Here is a 16,728-nt window from a genome sequence, read left to right as displayed (position 1 = left end):
ACCTATTAATTTGGTGCTAGCTAAAATGTATAAGTTCTTAATCGTAGGATCTGATCAAAAAATGTTTCTTAATCGTCCCAAATAATTCTATATATAAATATAGTTGAAGGTGTTTTGAGTTCAGTTTATTTTTAAACTTAATAGAGGATTTATTAAAATATTCTGTAATACTATATTTCGTGTCCCTACCCATTTCGTTTAACAATTCGTAACTTTTATATCTCAAATAAGGCGCTAAATTCCGTCCCCTAAAGGAATGAAAAGTCCACATATTAAATAAGTAAGCCTCATTTTCCAAAATCTGTAATTTTCTATGCTTAAAGGTAAAATCATTCAGCCCAATAAACATATAAGCAGCTATTTCCTTATTGTTTTCCAAGCCTATACATAAATCACAATTTTTAAAATCATCAATTAAGTCATCCAGGATAAAATTGTCAATATCCTTACAGATTAGCGTTAATTCCTCTAGAGTCAAATATCTAAGCTTATATTCAGATACATCACCTTTTATTTGAGGCTCCTCACATTTCCGCATCTCTTCTTTTACCCAATAGTACGGCATAAAATTGATCCCAATACGTTCCAAACGATTTCTTAACCCATGAAAAAAAAGTCCATTTCTAATTACATTCCAAAATCTTTTGGGCGTTGAAATTTTCTTACTTTCTACAATATCCATAATTATTTATGCTATTAAAAGTGACGCCCGTATTTCCCATTTCCAGGTTCTAGATTCATAATTTTCCGAAACTCTTTTGGTGTCATTATTTCTCTTCCATTTGCCTTAGCAAGGGAATGTATACGTTTAAGCAATTCTATATTAGAAGCCAATTGGGTTTTCTTTGTATCGAACCAAATATTATCCTCAAGTCCAACCCTGACCCCTCCCCCAATGGCGATTGAAAGTGAATTCATTTTTAACTGATCGACTCCCAATCCTGCAAGACTCCAGACAGAGTTTTCCGGCAAATCATTGATCATCATGCCGGTATGCAATAAATTGGCTTGAGACCCTGCTATATTCCCTAATAGGAGATTGAAATAATATGGTGGACCAATCAATTTTTTCTTGATCAAATATTTGGAATAATTGACCATGCCATTATCGAAGGCTTCCAATTCAGGAACAATACCTTTTTCCTTCATTCGAGTAGCCAAATCTTGAACCATTTTAGGTGAATTTCGGCTTGCTGAATTAGCAAAATTCAAAGAACTTAGGGTCAGACTGCCTAAATCTGGTTTAAGACTGCCTTCCAAATTCAATGGATCTGCCCTCAACTCCAATTCACTTACGTTCCTACCACTCGAAGAAACACATATCACCAATTCAGGGGCATATTTGCGGATGCCGTCAATTATTTCCCCATAAACCTCCTTTTTGTGGGTTGGTTCTCCTGTCTGGGCATCCCTAGCGTGCAAATGAACCAAAGTAATACCCAGTTCCGTGGCCTGATGCACATCTTCAATAATCTCGGAAACACTCACTGGCACATGAGGTGTCATTTTTTTGGTTGGAATCATGCCCGTCGGCGTGAAGTTTATTACTACTTTATCGAGCATTCATGAAGATTTATACAATAAGTGAATTAGCATAATTACCTGATATTTAAGCTATATCAGAATATATTCGTTACTAGGTGGCTATATTTCGATGATTGGCAAATATGTTAAAAAATCAATTAAATAAACATTATGATTAATCCCAGGTCATTTAAATATGCTAGTTGCAATATTCAATTCCTATCATTTTTTTGTTGTTTATTACATCTATTCCAGTCCGGCTTCTGAAACTAAGATCAAAAGCGCCAATTTTATTGATTCAGGTCCAGTTTTGTCATTGACCCACCATTCTCCCAAGGAATGTGCCCCTCCTGCCTTACCACCTCTCCCTAAAGTAACTGCAGGTATTCCCAAAGAAATTGGAATATTGGAATCCGTGGATCCCCTTGTTAAGAAAGGTTCTGTTTTAAAGGCTTTTGTCGCTGCCATAGATCGTTGAATTAAAGGTAATTCCGGAGAAAGTTCTCCAGATGGACGATCACCTATTTTTTCTATATCCACAGATAATTTTGGCCCTTTATCAACCAATTTATTGTAATCGTCCAATGCCCGATTTGTCTCGGTGATCAATATTTCTTCAATTTCTATAAGTCGGTCTGGACTAACTGACCTCATATCAACTTCCATCCAGGACTCAAAGGGAATGGAATTGATAGATGTGCCACCTCCAATTCTACCTATATTATAACTGGTCTTCGGTCCAGAAGCAGTATACGTTCTTGCAGCGTCATCAAAATAGGCCACTGCCCTACCCGCAGCATGATGGGGATTGGCCAAACCAAAAGCTCCCCACGAATGTCCCCCAGGTCCTTTAAAAGTAATCTTATAACGATAGGATCCTAATGCCTGATTATTTATCCTTCCCAATTCCCCACCATCAATTGCTATCCAAGAATCAATTTTAGGTTCGTTTTTTTTGAATAAATGTTTTACACCCCTTAAATCCCCCAATCCTTCTTCTCCCACTGTTCCTACTAACAATACATCTGAAGTGGTTTTAATATTGGCCCTGTTCATCGCTTTTAAAACGGTTAAGACCATTACCAAACCACGTGTGTCATCCCCTACTCCTGGCGCATAAAGAGTATCGCCTACCATTTTCACTTTGACATCTGTACCTTCAGGGAATACTGTATCCAAATGGGCATCCAAAGCAATAGTTGTAGTACTATCCTTTCCTTTTCTCAACGCCAATACATTGCCAACTTCATCAATCCATACCCTATCGGCACCGGCTTCTTTCAACATTTCACTAAACCGTTCTGCACGTTTATGCTCCAAAAAAGGAGGGGCAGGAATCTCGGTCAATTCCACCAAATGTTTATGGGTGTCAGGCTCCAATTCATCAATGATCGAAAAGGCTTGCTGAATACTTTTCTTTTTGACCAGTTTATCTATTTCCTTTTGGTATTTAGGCTGAACCTTTGAAACAGTTTCCTCTTGACCAAGTACAAGATTAAAAACGAACAATAGGACTATTAAAGGAAGTAATTGTTTTTTCATAGGGTAAAATTTTTAAACGCAGAAGATACGTAATTCTCTTAATTAAAAGTATCACTTTTATTCGGCTGTCTTTAAAAACAAGGGCATGATCATTCAATTACCTTATTGAATATTCTTATGCTTTTTTTTCTTCTGCATGACAAACCTCTATTTGCTCTGGCTTTTCCAGTTCTTGAAACTTCCTATAAATAAATTGTTTCTCCTTCAAATTAAATTCTTTGGACTCAAACCAATCATAGGCAGCAATTTTCTCATTCTCCGCTATTGCATTTTGAATTGCCTTTTCGGAAGTCAGATGCCAATACGTCCAATAATCCCTATAAACAGAATAACATATATCCTCACTGATCCATGATGTTTTGGGTTGGTTGGTCAATCGAACACCATTTTCCAAAACGGCCAATGTTTTGGTCAGTCTTACGACCTCCGAAAATGTGTATCGTTGAAAATCTTTAAAACCATCCCTGTGAATATTATATACTTTATCTCCTATTTCTAACTGCTTCATTGAAATTTAAAAAGGATAAAAATATCATCCATATCTGCATTAAAAAAGCCGAAACCATAGAACTTATAAACAAAGAGGATTAAAATAATATTGATTTATCCTATGGAATGGTTTTCAATCATTTGGAGTACTTTTACCTTCTAAAATAAAATGAATGAGTTTAGAGAGAGATTTATATAAACGAAGTGATTCTAAATGCGAACTATGTTCAAATTCGGAAAACCTTAGTGTTTATGAAGTCACACCACAGAAAAATGGAGGATTGGATGACAGTATATTGGTTTGTGGGACCTGTAAGGATCAAATGGAAAATCCGGATGCCATGGATGCAAACCATTGGCGTTGTCTAAACGATAGTATGTGGAGTGAACAAACCCCAGTACAAGTCGTTGCTTGGCGTATGCTATCGAGATTGAGAGGTTTGGGTTGGCCACAGGATCTCCTGGATATGATGTATTTGGAAGAAGAGGTTCTGGAATGGGCCAAAGCAACTGGAGAAGGAGCTCCCTCGGAAGATCAGATCATCCACAGGGATAGTAATGGAGTTATTATCGAAGCCGGGGATAGTGTGGTCCTAATAAAGGATTTGCCCGTAAAAGGCTCCAGTATGGTTGCCAAGAGAGGAACAGCTGTCAGAAGGGTCTCTTTAGACCATGAAAATGCTGAATATATAGAAGGAAAAGTGGACGGACAGCAAATTGTGATCCTCACCAAGTACGTTAAAAAATTATAATAGGGAATCTAAAAAAAGGGGCTATTGTAAATAGCCCCTTTTTAATTATATGTTTTAGTATTGCTTGATATCTGGTTCATAAACACATAGCCACTCCATATTTTCTTTGTCCTCACTCTGGGCAATGGTTTTGAATCCATTTTTCTCGTAGAACTTTTTTAGATTTTCTTCCTCAACGGTAAGCCAAAATCCCTGTTTTAAATTGTGCCCTTTTAAAAGAGAAAGCCACTTAGTCCCAAGTTGTTCATTTCTTCGGCTTTCTGCAACCCATAAAAAACCGATATACCCATAATCTAGATCAAAAAATGGCTGACCTCTTTCAATTTCAAACTCGGTCATTTCTGGTAGTTTTTCATTAAAAACAATCCCGCCTGCAATAATTGAATCTTCCTCTACAATTGCATATATGGTTGATGTTGATTTAACCTTATCCCAAATTCTTCTTATAATCTCTTGCCAATCCTGTGGAAGGATTTTAAAGAAATCATTAGACCTGTGATTTACTTCTTTAAGTTTCATCGAAATAACTTATTGTTCTTAAAGTAGGCCCCAAGACCATAGTTTATCGGAATCTTCCAACCATCGATCACCAATATCGGTCCTGTAATACACATTGTTTATGATAATATTACTGATTCTATTTTGCATCATTTTTTGCGCATCTCTCATGGTAAGTGCTGTCCCCGTAACCAAGAGAGCGATACCTGTATTTCCTGTGATCAACCATTCCTCGTTTATATTTTTAAGATGCATTGGGTGCACCCCCTCTTTTGAATCTTTCTTAAAGACGATGACCGAATCTTTTGAAAACAGTTCAAAGGTCTTTTTGTCTTCATACGGGAATGGAGGCACTACCAAAAATGCCCCTACTTGAAACCCTTTTTTAACTTGAATCTTAAATTTATGGCCTGAAGCTATTTTATAGAACATTTGACCAATTGGTTCTGTAATCCCTGCCCTTTGTATGAAAATTTGGGGATATCCAAAACGGGATGTAAACTCCAAGGGGTAAATTCCATTTCCATTTACAATACAGTTGATATCTATATGGCCCACAAATTTCTGCTTGGCCAATGTCCCTTCAAATTTACGAAGGGTAGCTTCAAAAATTGGAGAATCCTTGGTCCAAAACATGCTTGACCCCATTTCCCCAGTTGAAACTCCAAGTTCTTTAGGAAATAACTTTTTGTGTTCAAATGTGATATTTATGGGTTCCAAAAATTCCTTCCCATTGAAAAAGGCTGAAGCAGACACTTCCACACCTTTTACTTTCTTCTGCAATTGGAAATTACCAAAATCATCACCCCAGGATTTTTCATAAGCCTTTAATACCCTGATCACATCCAATCCTTCATCATCACTTCCTACAAACAACAATTGCTTATACTCCGAGGTCTCGCCCATAGGCTTGATCACATAGGCATTGGGGTGCGCCTTCACATAATCTATGGCTTCTTGGAAGCTAAAAAACTCTTTGAAGGGCAAGACCTTAATTTTATGTCGCTTTAGCTCATCCTGTCCAAAATTTCGGTCCAATTCTAACTTGTCCGTATATTCTGTACCTCCAATGACCAATTTTCCAGCCGCCCTCAATTCTGCGCAGGCCTTTCCATAGCCGGTATAATCAAAAATGAAGATATCCGCCCATTCGATATGCTTTTGCCAATCCTTGACTTTTTGTACAAAGCCATACCCAATTTCCCGGGAAGGCTTGTCTTCAATATACATTTTTACCGTATGGCCTTCCATGGAGATGGCAAAGGCTATATCTAGTGATTCTCCCCAACGGGATACAACCAAGAACTTCTTTTTAGTAGTGTCTTCCTTTAGTTGTGTTTGAGATTTTTTTGATTTCAAATTGTAATTTAATTGACTTAAAATTAGTAAGGTATTTCTACCATTAAAGCAAGTCGCTTTAAACCAAATTATTTAAGAATGTTAAGAACCATTCCTTCTATTTTAGATTATTTATTGGTAGATAATGAAACAAATGTACCATAAAAATGAATTCAAAAATATGAGCTTTTATCTTTATTGTATCTCCTTACAAAATCTAAACAGAAACACTATTTTTGCAAAGAAAATTTCAGTTGATGTTTGAATTCTTTAGTAAGAAAAAATTTCTGGCAGATTATTTGGAGAATTTTGTGGACATGCACAACCATATTCTTCCGGGTATAGATGATGGAGCCAAAACAGTTGAAGAATCTATAGAATTAATAAAGTCATTTTCTGAGTTTGGGGTCCAAAACTTCATTGCAACGCCCCATATTATGGATAACTATTATCCAAACACCACTGAAACCATACATACCTCACTTGAAAAATTAAAAAAAGGCATGTATGCAAATGATCTCAAACATATTTCGTTTGATGTGGCTGCGGAACATATGATAGATGCCAATTTTGAAACTTTATTGGACAAATCTGAAATGATGCCGTTACGGAAAAATTATCTTCTTGTGGAGATGTCCTATTTACAACCCTCCATAAATTTTGAAGAGGCCATCCAAAAAATTGCGTCTAAACGATTCTTTCCCATACTTGCCCATCCAGAACGATATAATTTCCTTCAGCTTAAATCTTCAAAATTCAAGAAGTACAAAAAGAAGGGAATCCTATTCCAAATGAACCTATTGTCGCTAAGTGAATTTTATGGGAAGGATGTGCAAAAGAAAGCCCTTCACCTTTTGGATGAAGGACTTATAGATTTTGTAGCCTCTGACGTGCACAATTTGAACCAGTTGCAAAGCTTAAAAGAAATTAAACTTACAAATAATCAATTGGAATTATTGCTCCCACTTATTGATAGAACCATCCAGTCTTTTTATTAATCATTTTGATATTATAAAATTACTTTCTTACCACTAGTTTATAATTCATAATTACGGCTGAACCATTCATCAGGCTGACCAAGTAAATCCCGTCTTCAAGACCAGTAACATTGAACTCATAAACACCTTCCCCAATTTTCATTTCATCAGCATCAAATTGTGCAACCAACCGACCACCGATATCACGGATATAAATATTCTTTACTAATAGTAAGGGATCGGATATCACAATCTCGGAAAACACCGATGATGGGTTAGGGTAATGTCTGAGTGTGTGTATTTTTTTACTGTTGTTTCCTGAATCAAAGGATGTTGTAGCGTCATCTGTACTTCCTTTTGCTGCACTTACAATTGAGAATGTTTGCGTAAGACTGCCAAGATTTGAGCCACTGAGGTTGGAGCCACTGTATGCCGTTGCTGTCATGGTATAGTTGCCCAATGGAAATGGTAAGCCTGAATAATTGCCACTGCTGTCACCAAACAGAGCATAAGGTGCCACGTTCTCAGTTCGGCCATTGTTTACTGGGCCAGATAGCGTAAGTCGGACACTCCCTACTGTTGCCGGATTTGTATTGGCCCGTATACTTAGGGTCTTTCCTTGGGTAGTTGTTTCTACAATCTGTTGGTTGTTTGTTAAATTGAACATATCCACATCCTGACCTGCATCTACAAGGGTAAAACTTATTATCCCGTTCTGTGAGGCACTATTTACATTTATGGTAACACTTGCAGTATCTTGAAAACCATCACCATCTGTAACGGTAAGAGTAGCAATATATGTCCCAGTATTGAAATAGACATGGGAAGGATTACTTTGGGATGAGGTACTGGTCCCATCGCCAAAATCCCAATTATAGCTCTCTATGCCTGTATTATCAGTAGAGTTGCTACCAATAAAATTCACCGTTAATGGCACTACACCAGATAAGGGTGATGCACTCGCAACAGCATTGGGTGGTTGATTACCATTAGCCGAAATAATCCAATCAAATTGAACAGATGATGAGCTTGGTGTACTATCATCATCAAAAACTGTGACTACCACATTGTAAGGACTATTTGCCGAAGCGCCTACGGTGCCATTCGGAGATTCCACAAGATTGTTGAGATCCTCATTGGAATAAGATGGCCCATCTACCTTGTATAATGCCATTTTATCAATGGCATGACCTGCGGAACGCTCTGATATTTCCATGGTATAGGTTCCAGGATTTACAAACCATACATAAATATTATGAGCATCATTATCACTGGTCCTCGCCTGCCAGTCATAAACTCCTGAACTACCACCGCTTCTCCATATTTTAAAGTAACCATTACTTGAAGAACCTTCAGGTGTGGTTGCTAAAGATACTCTGGAACTACCAACCGGAAATACAATATTTGTTTGACTGCCTTGAAGGTTTGAAATTAAGCTTGCTTCACTACTTGGAGTGCCTTTAAATCCAAAGAACCAAACATCGTTGTTGTTGGGGAATCTTAGCCAATTGTCATTTTCATCAGCTGTACTGCCTCCACTAAAAAAGCTTCTCCAGTTAAAACGGTATACCCCTGGGGTTGTAATATTGACAACATAGGACAACGTTCCTCCATTCTGTGAACTAAAATGATTGGATCCGGCGATTATTCCTGTTGCTCCACCTTGCGTTGTCAAACTCCATGTCGGAACTAGTGTAGCCGATTCACTTTCGATAACCACTAATCCATTGCTTTCCAAAAATCCGTTTCCACCACTACCGGATGAAATAGTTCCACTTATCTCGCCCGTATTTTCATCAATAGATAAGGTTGGTGGTAAACCAGCTGCGCTATAACTTAGGTTTGTGCTTTCATCAGTTGCCACTATTGGCAAGGAAACAAAATCTCCTTCAATATTATTTTGTGTACCAGGATTGGTAATATCTGGCGGGCTACTTAAAGTAATTTGTACAGTAGTATTCCCTGTGTCTAAGTCGTCATCAGTAACCGTAAGCGAAACCTCATAAGTACCAGTGGAAGTATAGGTATAGGATGGATTCTCTTCGGTTGATGTACCAGTACCATCACCAAAATCCCAAGCATAGCCTATTATGCTTCCATCGGCATCATCCGAACCTGCGCTTGAAAAATCAACCTGGAGAGGTGTGGTATTATTGGGTGTGCCATTCGCCACCGCTGTTGGGGGCAGATTGCCTCCACCTAGATTGACCACTGAAAAAGAAATGGTGAGCGTCCCAAGGTTTGTTCCACTTTGGTTTGAACCACTGTATGCTGTTGCACTAATTGTATAGTTCCCCAGTGGGAATGGTACTCCAGAATAATTGCCACTATTATCACCAAACAATGTGTAAGGGGCCACATTTTCCGTCCTTGTGTTGTTCACTGTTCCCGATAGTGTAAGCTGAACACTCCCTACTGTTGCCGGATTCGTTATTGCACTTATACTAAGTGCCTTGCCTTGGGTGGTACTAACGTTAATCTGTTGGTTGACCGTTAAATTGAACATATCCTGATTCTGATCAGCATCTACTAACATAAAACCTATTACCCCACTCTGATTTGGGTCATTCACTTGAATGGTCACATTGTCCATATCCTGCAAGCCGCCACTGTCCGTAACAGTTAGGACCGCAATGTAGGTGCCGGGCGCGTTATAGGTATAAGGTGGCGGGTCCGCTTGGGAAGAAGTCCCAATATTGTCTCCAAAATCCCATTCATAGCTCAAACCCGTTCCATCCTCTGGATCATTTGAGCCACTTCCATCAAAATCCACGCTAAACGGTACATCGCCTATGGTCGGACCAGTGGTGCTAGCCACAGCTACCGGTATTTGGTTTGGATTACTGGCATCCACTTGAATACTTGTAGTTCCCGAATCATTTTCATCGTCGGTCACTACCAAGGTTACAGTATATATATTGCCTGAGGAATAGGTATATGATGGATTTTCTTCAGTTGAAGTACCGATGCCATCACCAAAATCCCAAGCATAGCTAACAATATTCCCATCCGAATCATCCGAGCCTGCGCTTGAAAAATCAAACTGCAGGGGTGTGGTGCTATTTGGTACGGCATTGGCTACCGCTGTTGGTGGCAGATTGCCTCCACTCTGGTCTGAAATTGAAAATTGAAAGGTTAGTGTGCCTAGATTTGTACCACTGAGGTTGGAACCACTATAGGCCGTTGCGGTAATGGTATAGTTGCCCAATGGGAAGGGAACACCGGAATAATTACCGCCACTGTCACCAAACAATGCATAGGGTGCCACATTCTCGGTCCGGACATTGTTCACTGGGCCTGATAATGTTAGTTGAACACTCCCTACTACAGCAGGATTAGTATTGGCTCTAATATTCAATCCAATGCCCTGTGTAGTATTTTGATTAATTTGTAAGCCTGCAGTGATGTCCAATAGATCAATATCTGAATCTGCATTGACCAACGTAAAACCAATTACGCCACTTTGGGGAGTACCGGTACCGCTTTGCAATAAAATCTGTTTTTGACTGGCAGCTCCATAATTTATAGTAATGGTTGCTGTTTGCCCTTCTGTCGTACCAGTAAATGCAACAGAGATAGGATGGGTTGTATTTGGCTTTAAAAATCCATTCGTTATCCCACCGGAAATAATGTTAAATTCATTGGCATTTGGTCCGGAAAGCTGAATGGATTTAACGAATACACCTACATTCCCATTGGCAATACCTACGTTAAAAGTTTCCGATGACCCCACACCTATTTGTAATGAGGCAGGAGCTGATAAAACACTTGCAACACTTGGTGAACCTACAGGTGAATCAACACCCAAAAATTCCATATTTTTTTGATTGCCTCCTCCCTGATTGGGTGATCCAGCAGTTATATAAACCCCACTTCCAGAGACAATAGCCTGTGTCCCATGTCGCTGGTAATTTAGATCGGGTAAGGCCGTCCACGTTCCCGTAGCAGGATCGTACTGTTCCGTTGTTTTAAGAGCACTCCCTACAACTTCCCCTCCTATCACCAATAATTTGTTATTAAAATTAACAGCAGAAGCCCCACCTCTTAACGTAGGCAAATTACCTGAAAGGGTACTCCATGTTTGCGTAATAAAATTGAATACGTCTACCTCTGGTATGGTCTGGTTCCATACATTATTAGGGTAATCAGTTAAACGCCCACCGGCAGCATAAAGATTATCTCCTATAACAACCGCGTGAAAATGATCTCTTGCCCTAGGATTTGGACTTGAAGGAAGATTATCCAAGGGTGTCCAGGTACCTGTGGCCGGATCATATTCATCAAACCAGTTAACGTATCCCCCATCATGCCCATTAGTATTGCCTCCAATAATATAGAATTTATCGTTGTAAACCACTAATCCTGCTGATCCACGTTTTCTGCCTACGGGAATTTCCGGTCCCTGAATCCAAACTTGTGCAGCAGGATCAAAAGCCCAAATATAATCGGCGGACAGTTCATTTGGATAGGCATTGGTCTTAAAGGCTCCAATTATCCAGATAAGGCCTTGGTACTCCGTTGCCTGAAAATGATTAAAATCGGAAGGAGCTGAACCTGCAAGTGATGTCCAGCTATTACTGCTATAGTCATAGATATCTAAGGTTTTTGCATTTTCTCTCCCGCCCAATAAATAAAATTTATTTCCAGCTTGAACGAAAGAACACTCGTGACGGCCAGTATAATTTTCATTTTCATTCTTATCCACCCAATTTTGAATGCCAATTGTCCAAGTAAAACCAGTACTTACAGGAGAGGATCCAGATTTGCTCACTGTTACAGAAACTGAATGAGTGCCATCACCATTCGGTCCTCCGGATGCTGCAGATGCACCAATGGTACCATAAATCTGTCCATTGGTAGATTCAATGGCAATACCAGCAGGCTGTCCCGAAATACTATATGAGAAATTGGCCTGGGGATCCCCGCCACTGGCGGTAACATTTAAATTTGAAATATCACCTACCTCATTTATTTGATCTGCAATAGGGTTAACAACAATTGGGGGAAATTGTGTGTTATTTTCATATATTTCCAAAGCAGATAACTTAGGTTGGTCAACACCTCCTACCCCTGACAATGCAGAAAAATCTATATTCATGGTCCCATCCTGCACATTCACATTGAAGGACTTGGTAACCACGGTCTCAGGACCTACATCTGCATAAATATCGTAATCATTCAAAACAAGATTCCCTTCTATATTTACATCGAATACACGTTTCCCAATTCCGCCAGTTCCACCTCCGGTAGCACCCCAATAAATTTCAGCAAAATGAAGAATTACTGTATAATCTCCATTGCCCAAAGGAATATTATATTGGAATGTTTTTGTAGGAGAGCTTCGCTCCGTCTGATACATAATCGGTACTTGTGCGTTTGAATTACTATATGCTTGTCCTCCTACAAAATTCCCATCTGCCAAAAAATCTAAGCCGCTATGAGTAACGGAAGGCCCACCAGCATTAAATCGAAGCTCAGTACCAGAACTTTCAGGTAAGACATTGATAAAATCCCAACTTGCTGCAAATTCAGGTGCCACTCCAGTGGAAGTAGAGATGATGCCAACAGCCATTCCTTTATTGTCATTGGAATCTAAAAAACTAGAAGGTAAATTAATTGGGCTACCAATGCTATTTATCGTTGATCCACCATCGATGGAATAGGAAGGTTGCGCTGTTCCTAAAGAAGGATTTACCACTATATAAAGGTCTATTGAAGATCCTATTGCCGTTAGATCAAAAAAATCATAGAAAGTACTATTGACACTACCATTAGTCTCCAAAGCAACTTCAATACCCGAAATATTTCCTCCTGAAGCTAGTCCTCTGTTAACGACAACCTTAAGAAAATTATTTTGATCCCCAGTTCCAATGTAAATTCCTTGAGATGCAAAATCTAAGGGATTGACGCTTGGATTACCAAAAAATGGGCCTAACAATCTTGAATGGACAGTAAACGAAGGAGATGTGTTGTCCACATTCACTCCAAATTGAAATGCGTTTTCCTGGTTATTTACCCCATGATGCGCATCACCCTCGCTAACTATGTCTACAGTAGCAACGCCACCCGCACCACCAAAAGTTAAATTATCCGGGTCAAAGGTTTCCAAATAGTCCGTTTGCCCATTGGTCATCCAACCCGTAAAACCAAGTCCAGCATAACCTGTACCAGGATCATTGTTCCAAAAAGGATAACCAATGGGAAGGTTGGTTGTAGTCCCATTATTTGCATCCCATTGAAATGCATCATCCAGATCTGCTATACCATCGTTATCATCATCATTATCGTTCAGGTTTGATATGAGGTCACCATCGTTATCATCTGGCTTATCTCCCCCGTTACAAGGGTTGGTTCCATTATCTACCTCATCTTGGTTTGTATAACCATCACTATCTGAGTCTGCCGTTCCCACAAAATTCGGGTCATTGGGATCATTTATACAATCATTATTAAAATCGGTAGGTTCGAAAATGGTAATGTTATTGGCACCATAGGTTGCTGCCCATACAGTTCCTGGAAAAGGATCAAAATCTCCCTGAGCAATCACATCCAGGGGTTCTGAGCCAAAACCGCTGAACAAAGAAGTATTTATATTGGTAAAGTCATCCCCGGCAGCATTTAGATCATATCTATTTATTGTCCCATTAAATGAAGCTGTTAAAATATTTCCCTGCATGGCCCCGCCAAAATTTGAGGCGGTGTACTCGCAAATTCCATTGGTGGATGAATTGATTACATCCAATATTTTTACTTTGCTAGAACTTTCATTTCCTGCCAAATACTCCCCTTGTCTGTCATCATCAGGGAAATCATTTATTGAAAACGACTGATTAAAATATCCCTGAACCCCATTCAAAAGGTCCGAAAGGTTATATCCTGAAGACGGGACCGAAGACCATATACTCCCATTCTTTTCATATTTACGGACTTTTGCCCTAGAAGGAAAGGCTCTAATAGGTACTGGGTGCCCTGCATAATAATTGTTATTGGCGTCATTGATAGTTCCAACCAAATGTAATGCATCACCTATAAATCCACTTCCATTTTCATTGAAATCATTGGTAATATAATCTGTTGAAGAAGGATTCAATATACCATTTGTCGATTTGACCGTACCATTACTATTATAAATTACCGGTACCCCTCCCCAGTTCGTATTTGGCCCGTTATCACTAGTGTATATTTTATTATCCTGTGTTATCACCACATCGTAGGCATTTCTATACCCAGGAGAAAAAATCTGTACTGGCCCCCCAGGCTCTGTAAACGCTTGATTTAAACTGTTGTTTCCTCCGAAAGGATCACCTAAATCTATGGTTGCATTATACATAGGATGTCCAGAAGGATAAGGGAAATTAGAATTCGAATTGGTAATATTAGCTCTTGTAGGATCATCCAGTGTAGGCAAATCATAAACATAGTTCGAATTGGTCCGCGGATCTGTGTACACAGGCATATTATCAAGCTGTGTGAGATTGATGATTAAAATGGAACTCGATAGGAATGTTTCTGATGTTCCCGAAAAATTATTGGATGGCGCTCCCTTATTTGTATTTCCGCCTTGCTGTAATAAAAGGTAAGTATTATTATTTTTGGTAAAAATATCCATCCCATTGGTTGAATGATTTTCTTCGCACCTGGGCAAACCCCTTACCAAATCAACTTTTATCCATGCACTTCCATTCCAAGTCAATTTTGAAAGTACTCCAGAATTGGTGTCAAGACCGGAATCAACTCCTACGGAGATACGCCAATCTGAAGAAGAAACATACAGCACTGGATTGGCAGATGTTCCTCCAACATAAATACCTGTTACTTGTCTTTGCTGGGTTGAGTTGTTTGTCCCGTCATCATTATGATTCGGCACATTATTTTTGATAATATTAATTGTCGATGTTGACGTAACACTATAGCTACCGTTTCCAGGGGAAGCACCATCACGACTTACGGTATATTGAAGAATTTTTCCATCTTGTTGTGATACATAAAGTTTGCCGTCCGGTCCAAATGCAAGTGAAGTAGGGTCGCTAAGATTTTCGCCAATTAATCCCGAGGAATTAAAATTAATTTGACCATGGAGCATATAACCCTGCAAAAAAATAAAAATGAATAAAACCGACCAAATATGGGAAAAGTATCTTTTTTTCATGGATTTATTTTCTAATAATGATTAAATATAAAAGTGCCATCAATCAATGAATATTCATTCAATGATTTTTTGAGTAACAATAAAATGGGGGAGGGATTTTGATTACTATTAAAGTTATCTAGAAATAAATAGCAACAAAAAGATAGACTTGATAATACGATAAGAAGTAACTATTATCGTTTAAATACACATTTATGGGGCGTGTGTAAATAATCAGGTAATCAAAAAAAAAAGGGGCAAACTATTAAAAATAGTTTGCCCCTTTTTTAAATCAATAATTTCTCTTTAATTATTCACTAAAATTTTCAGACCTATTGCATCTCCTTTTTCAGTCAACAAGGTCACATAATAAATTCCACTTCTCAATCCATTAGTAGGAATTCTATAGTTTCCTGCTTCATATATGGTTTGAGCGATATGTCCACTGATATATCGTCCACTAGAATCATGTAAATAAACCAACGTAATAAAATCGTCTATTGGCTCACTAACCATAATAACGTTGGCAACACCATCAACCACAGGATTGGGGGCCACTATGACCTCAAAACTTCCTACTTCCGTAGGGGAATTATCAAGAACAATAATCTTTAATTCTGCGGTATCCGTAAACTCACCATCCGATACCGTAAGAACCACATCAAACTCACCCGTAATGCTATATGTATGTGATGGGTTGATTTCATTTGAGGTTGTACCATCTCCAAAATCCCAGAAATATGATACAATTCCTATATCATCGGTTGAAGCAGAACCATTAAATGTAACTTCCAACGGCGCACTGCCTTCTAGAGGAGTTGCGGTTGCTATGGCATTTGGAGCCGCATTGGTTTCAGACACCGTTATTGTTACAGTTGCCGTACCCGTTAATCCTTCTTCATCAGTAACCGTTAATACTACTTGATAAATACCAGCTTGGGCAAAAGTATGGCTAAATGCAGCACTATTTGTCCTTATGGTAGACGTTGTTCCATCATTAAAGTCCCACTCATATCGAACTATTCCTTTATCGTCTGTTGCATTTTCAGCACTAAAGAGTACAGGTAATGGTGCGATTCCATTAATGGGATTGGCAGTTATTGCAGCAACCGGCGCCTCATTGTTGGGATCCACAGGGTCATTCACCGTGATCTCCAAGGTTGTTGAGCTGGTCAGGTCTTCGTCATCGGTAACGGTCAAGGTAACCGTATATACCCCTGCATCTGTAAATACGAAACTTGGGTCCGCATCCGTGGAAGTACTGCCCGCCACATCACCGAATTCCCATAAATAGCTCGCTATCCCTACATCGTCTGTGGAATTGCTTCCCGTGAAGACTACCGTCAATGGTGCATCCCCACTGGAAACATCAGAGGTTGCAATGGCAACAGGTGCCCCGTTAGGGGTGTTCACCGTGATCTCCAGGGTTGTTGAGCTGGTCAGGTCTTCGTCATCGGTAACGGTCAAGGTAACCGTATAT

Annotated in this window: 10 protein-coding genes; 2 read left to right on the top strand and 8 right to left on the bottom strand. The window is 39.1% G+C overall.

What is annotated here, in order from left to right; translation table 11 throughout:
* Positions 1 to 37 precede the first annotated feature (37 nt).
* The 4 genes from ABXZ32_RS12840 to ABXZ32_RS12825 form a co-directional block, all read right to left on the bottom strand.
* On the bottom strand, positions 38 to 682 hold the full coding sequence (locus ABXZ32_RS12840; RefSeq protein WP_354619082.1) for a hypothetical protein: 645 nt from the start codon (positions 680 to 682) through the stop codon (positions 38 to 40).
* Positions 683 to 696: 14 nt separating this feature from the next.
* Positions 697 to 1,563 (bottom strand): BKACE family enzyme, encoded by an 867-nt coding sequence (locus ABXZ32_RS12835; RefSeq protein ID WP_354619081.1) that lies wholly within the window; start codon positions 1,561 to 1,563, stop codon positions 697 to 699.
* Positions 1,564 to 1,770: 207 nt separating this feature from the next.
* Positions 1,771 to 3,066, bottom strand: a complete 1,296-nt coding sequence (locus ABXZ32_RS12830) for a M20/M25/M40 family metallo-hydrolase (protein WP_354619080.1) — start codon at positions 3,064 to 3,066, stop codon at positions 1,771 to 1,773.
* Positions 3,067 to 3,181: 115 nt separating this feature from the next.
* Positions 3,182 to 3,574, bottom strand: a complete 393-nt coding sequence (locus tag ABXZ32_RS12825) for a pyruvate kinase (protein WP_354619079.1) — start codon at positions 3,572 to 3,574, stop codon at positions 3,182 to 3,184.
* A 154-nt stretch (positions 3,575 to 3,728) separates the two neighbouring features.
* On the opposite strand from ABXZ32_RS12825, the gene ABXZ32_RS12820 reads away from it, so the two are divergent.
* A complete protein-coding gene (locus tag ABXZ32_RS12820; protein ID WP_354619078.1) occupies positions 3,729 to 4,307 on the top strand; it encodes a PhnA domain-containing protein in 579 nt (192 codons plus the stop codon).
* A 54-nt stretch (positions 4,308 to 4,361) separates the two neighbouring features.
* Here the strand turns inward: ABXZ32_RS12820 and ABXZ32_RS12815 are convergent, their stop codons facing one another.
* Both ABXZ32_RS12815 and ABXZ32_RS12810 read right to left on the bottom strand, forming a co-directional pair.
* Entirely contained in the window at positions 4,362 to 4,826 is a 465-nt protein-coding gene (locus ABXZ32_RS12815) for a GNAT family N-acetyltransferase (RefSeq protein ID WP_354619077.1), read from the bottom strand.
* An 18-nt stretch (positions 4,827 to 4,844) separates the two neighbouring features.
* Positions 4,845 to 6,164, bottom strand: a complete 1,320-nt coding sequence (locus tag ABXZ32_RS12810) for a phosphoribosylamine--glycine ligase (protein WP_354619076.1) — start codon at positions 6,162 to 6,164, stop codon at positions 4,845 to 4,847.
* Positions 6,165 to 6,400: 236 nt separating this feature from the next.
* Here ABXZ32_RS12810 and ABXZ32_RS12805 point away from each other — a divergent pair, with 236 nt between their 5' ends.
* Positions 6,401 to 7,141: a tyrosine-protein phosphatase gene (locus tag ABXZ32_RS12805; RefSeq protein WP_354619075.1), complete on the top strand. Its 741-nt coding sequence runs from the start codon at positions 6,401 to 6,403 to the stop codon at positions 7,139 to 7,141.
* 19 nt (positions 7,142 to 7,160) lie between these two features.
* Here ABXZ32_RS12805 and ABXZ32_RS12800 read toward each other — a convergent pair whose 3' ends face one another.
* Both ABXZ32_RS12800 and ABXZ32_RS12795 read right to left on the bottom strand, forming a co-directional pair.
* On the bottom strand, positions 7,161 to 15,269 hold the full coding sequence (locus ABXZ32_RS12800) for a PKD domain-containing protein (protein ID WP_354619074.1): 8,109 nt from the start codon (positions 15,267 to 15,269) through the stop codon (positions 7,161 to 7,163).
* Positions 15,270 to 15,554: 285 nt separating this feature from the next.
* Positions 15,555 to 16,728, bottom strand: a 1,174-nt coding sequence (locus ABXZ32_RS12795) for a PKD domain-containing protein (RefSeq protein ID WP_354619073.1), incomplete at its 5' end; no start/stop codon positions are given.

The organism is Sediminicola luteus (assembly GCF_040566555.1).
Lineage (GTDB): Bacteria > Bacteroidota > Bacteroidia > Flavobacteriales > Flavobacteriaceae > Sediminicola.
Note: the sequence above shows the minus strand (reverse complement) of the source record. Positions and strands in the feature narration are given on the sequence as shown.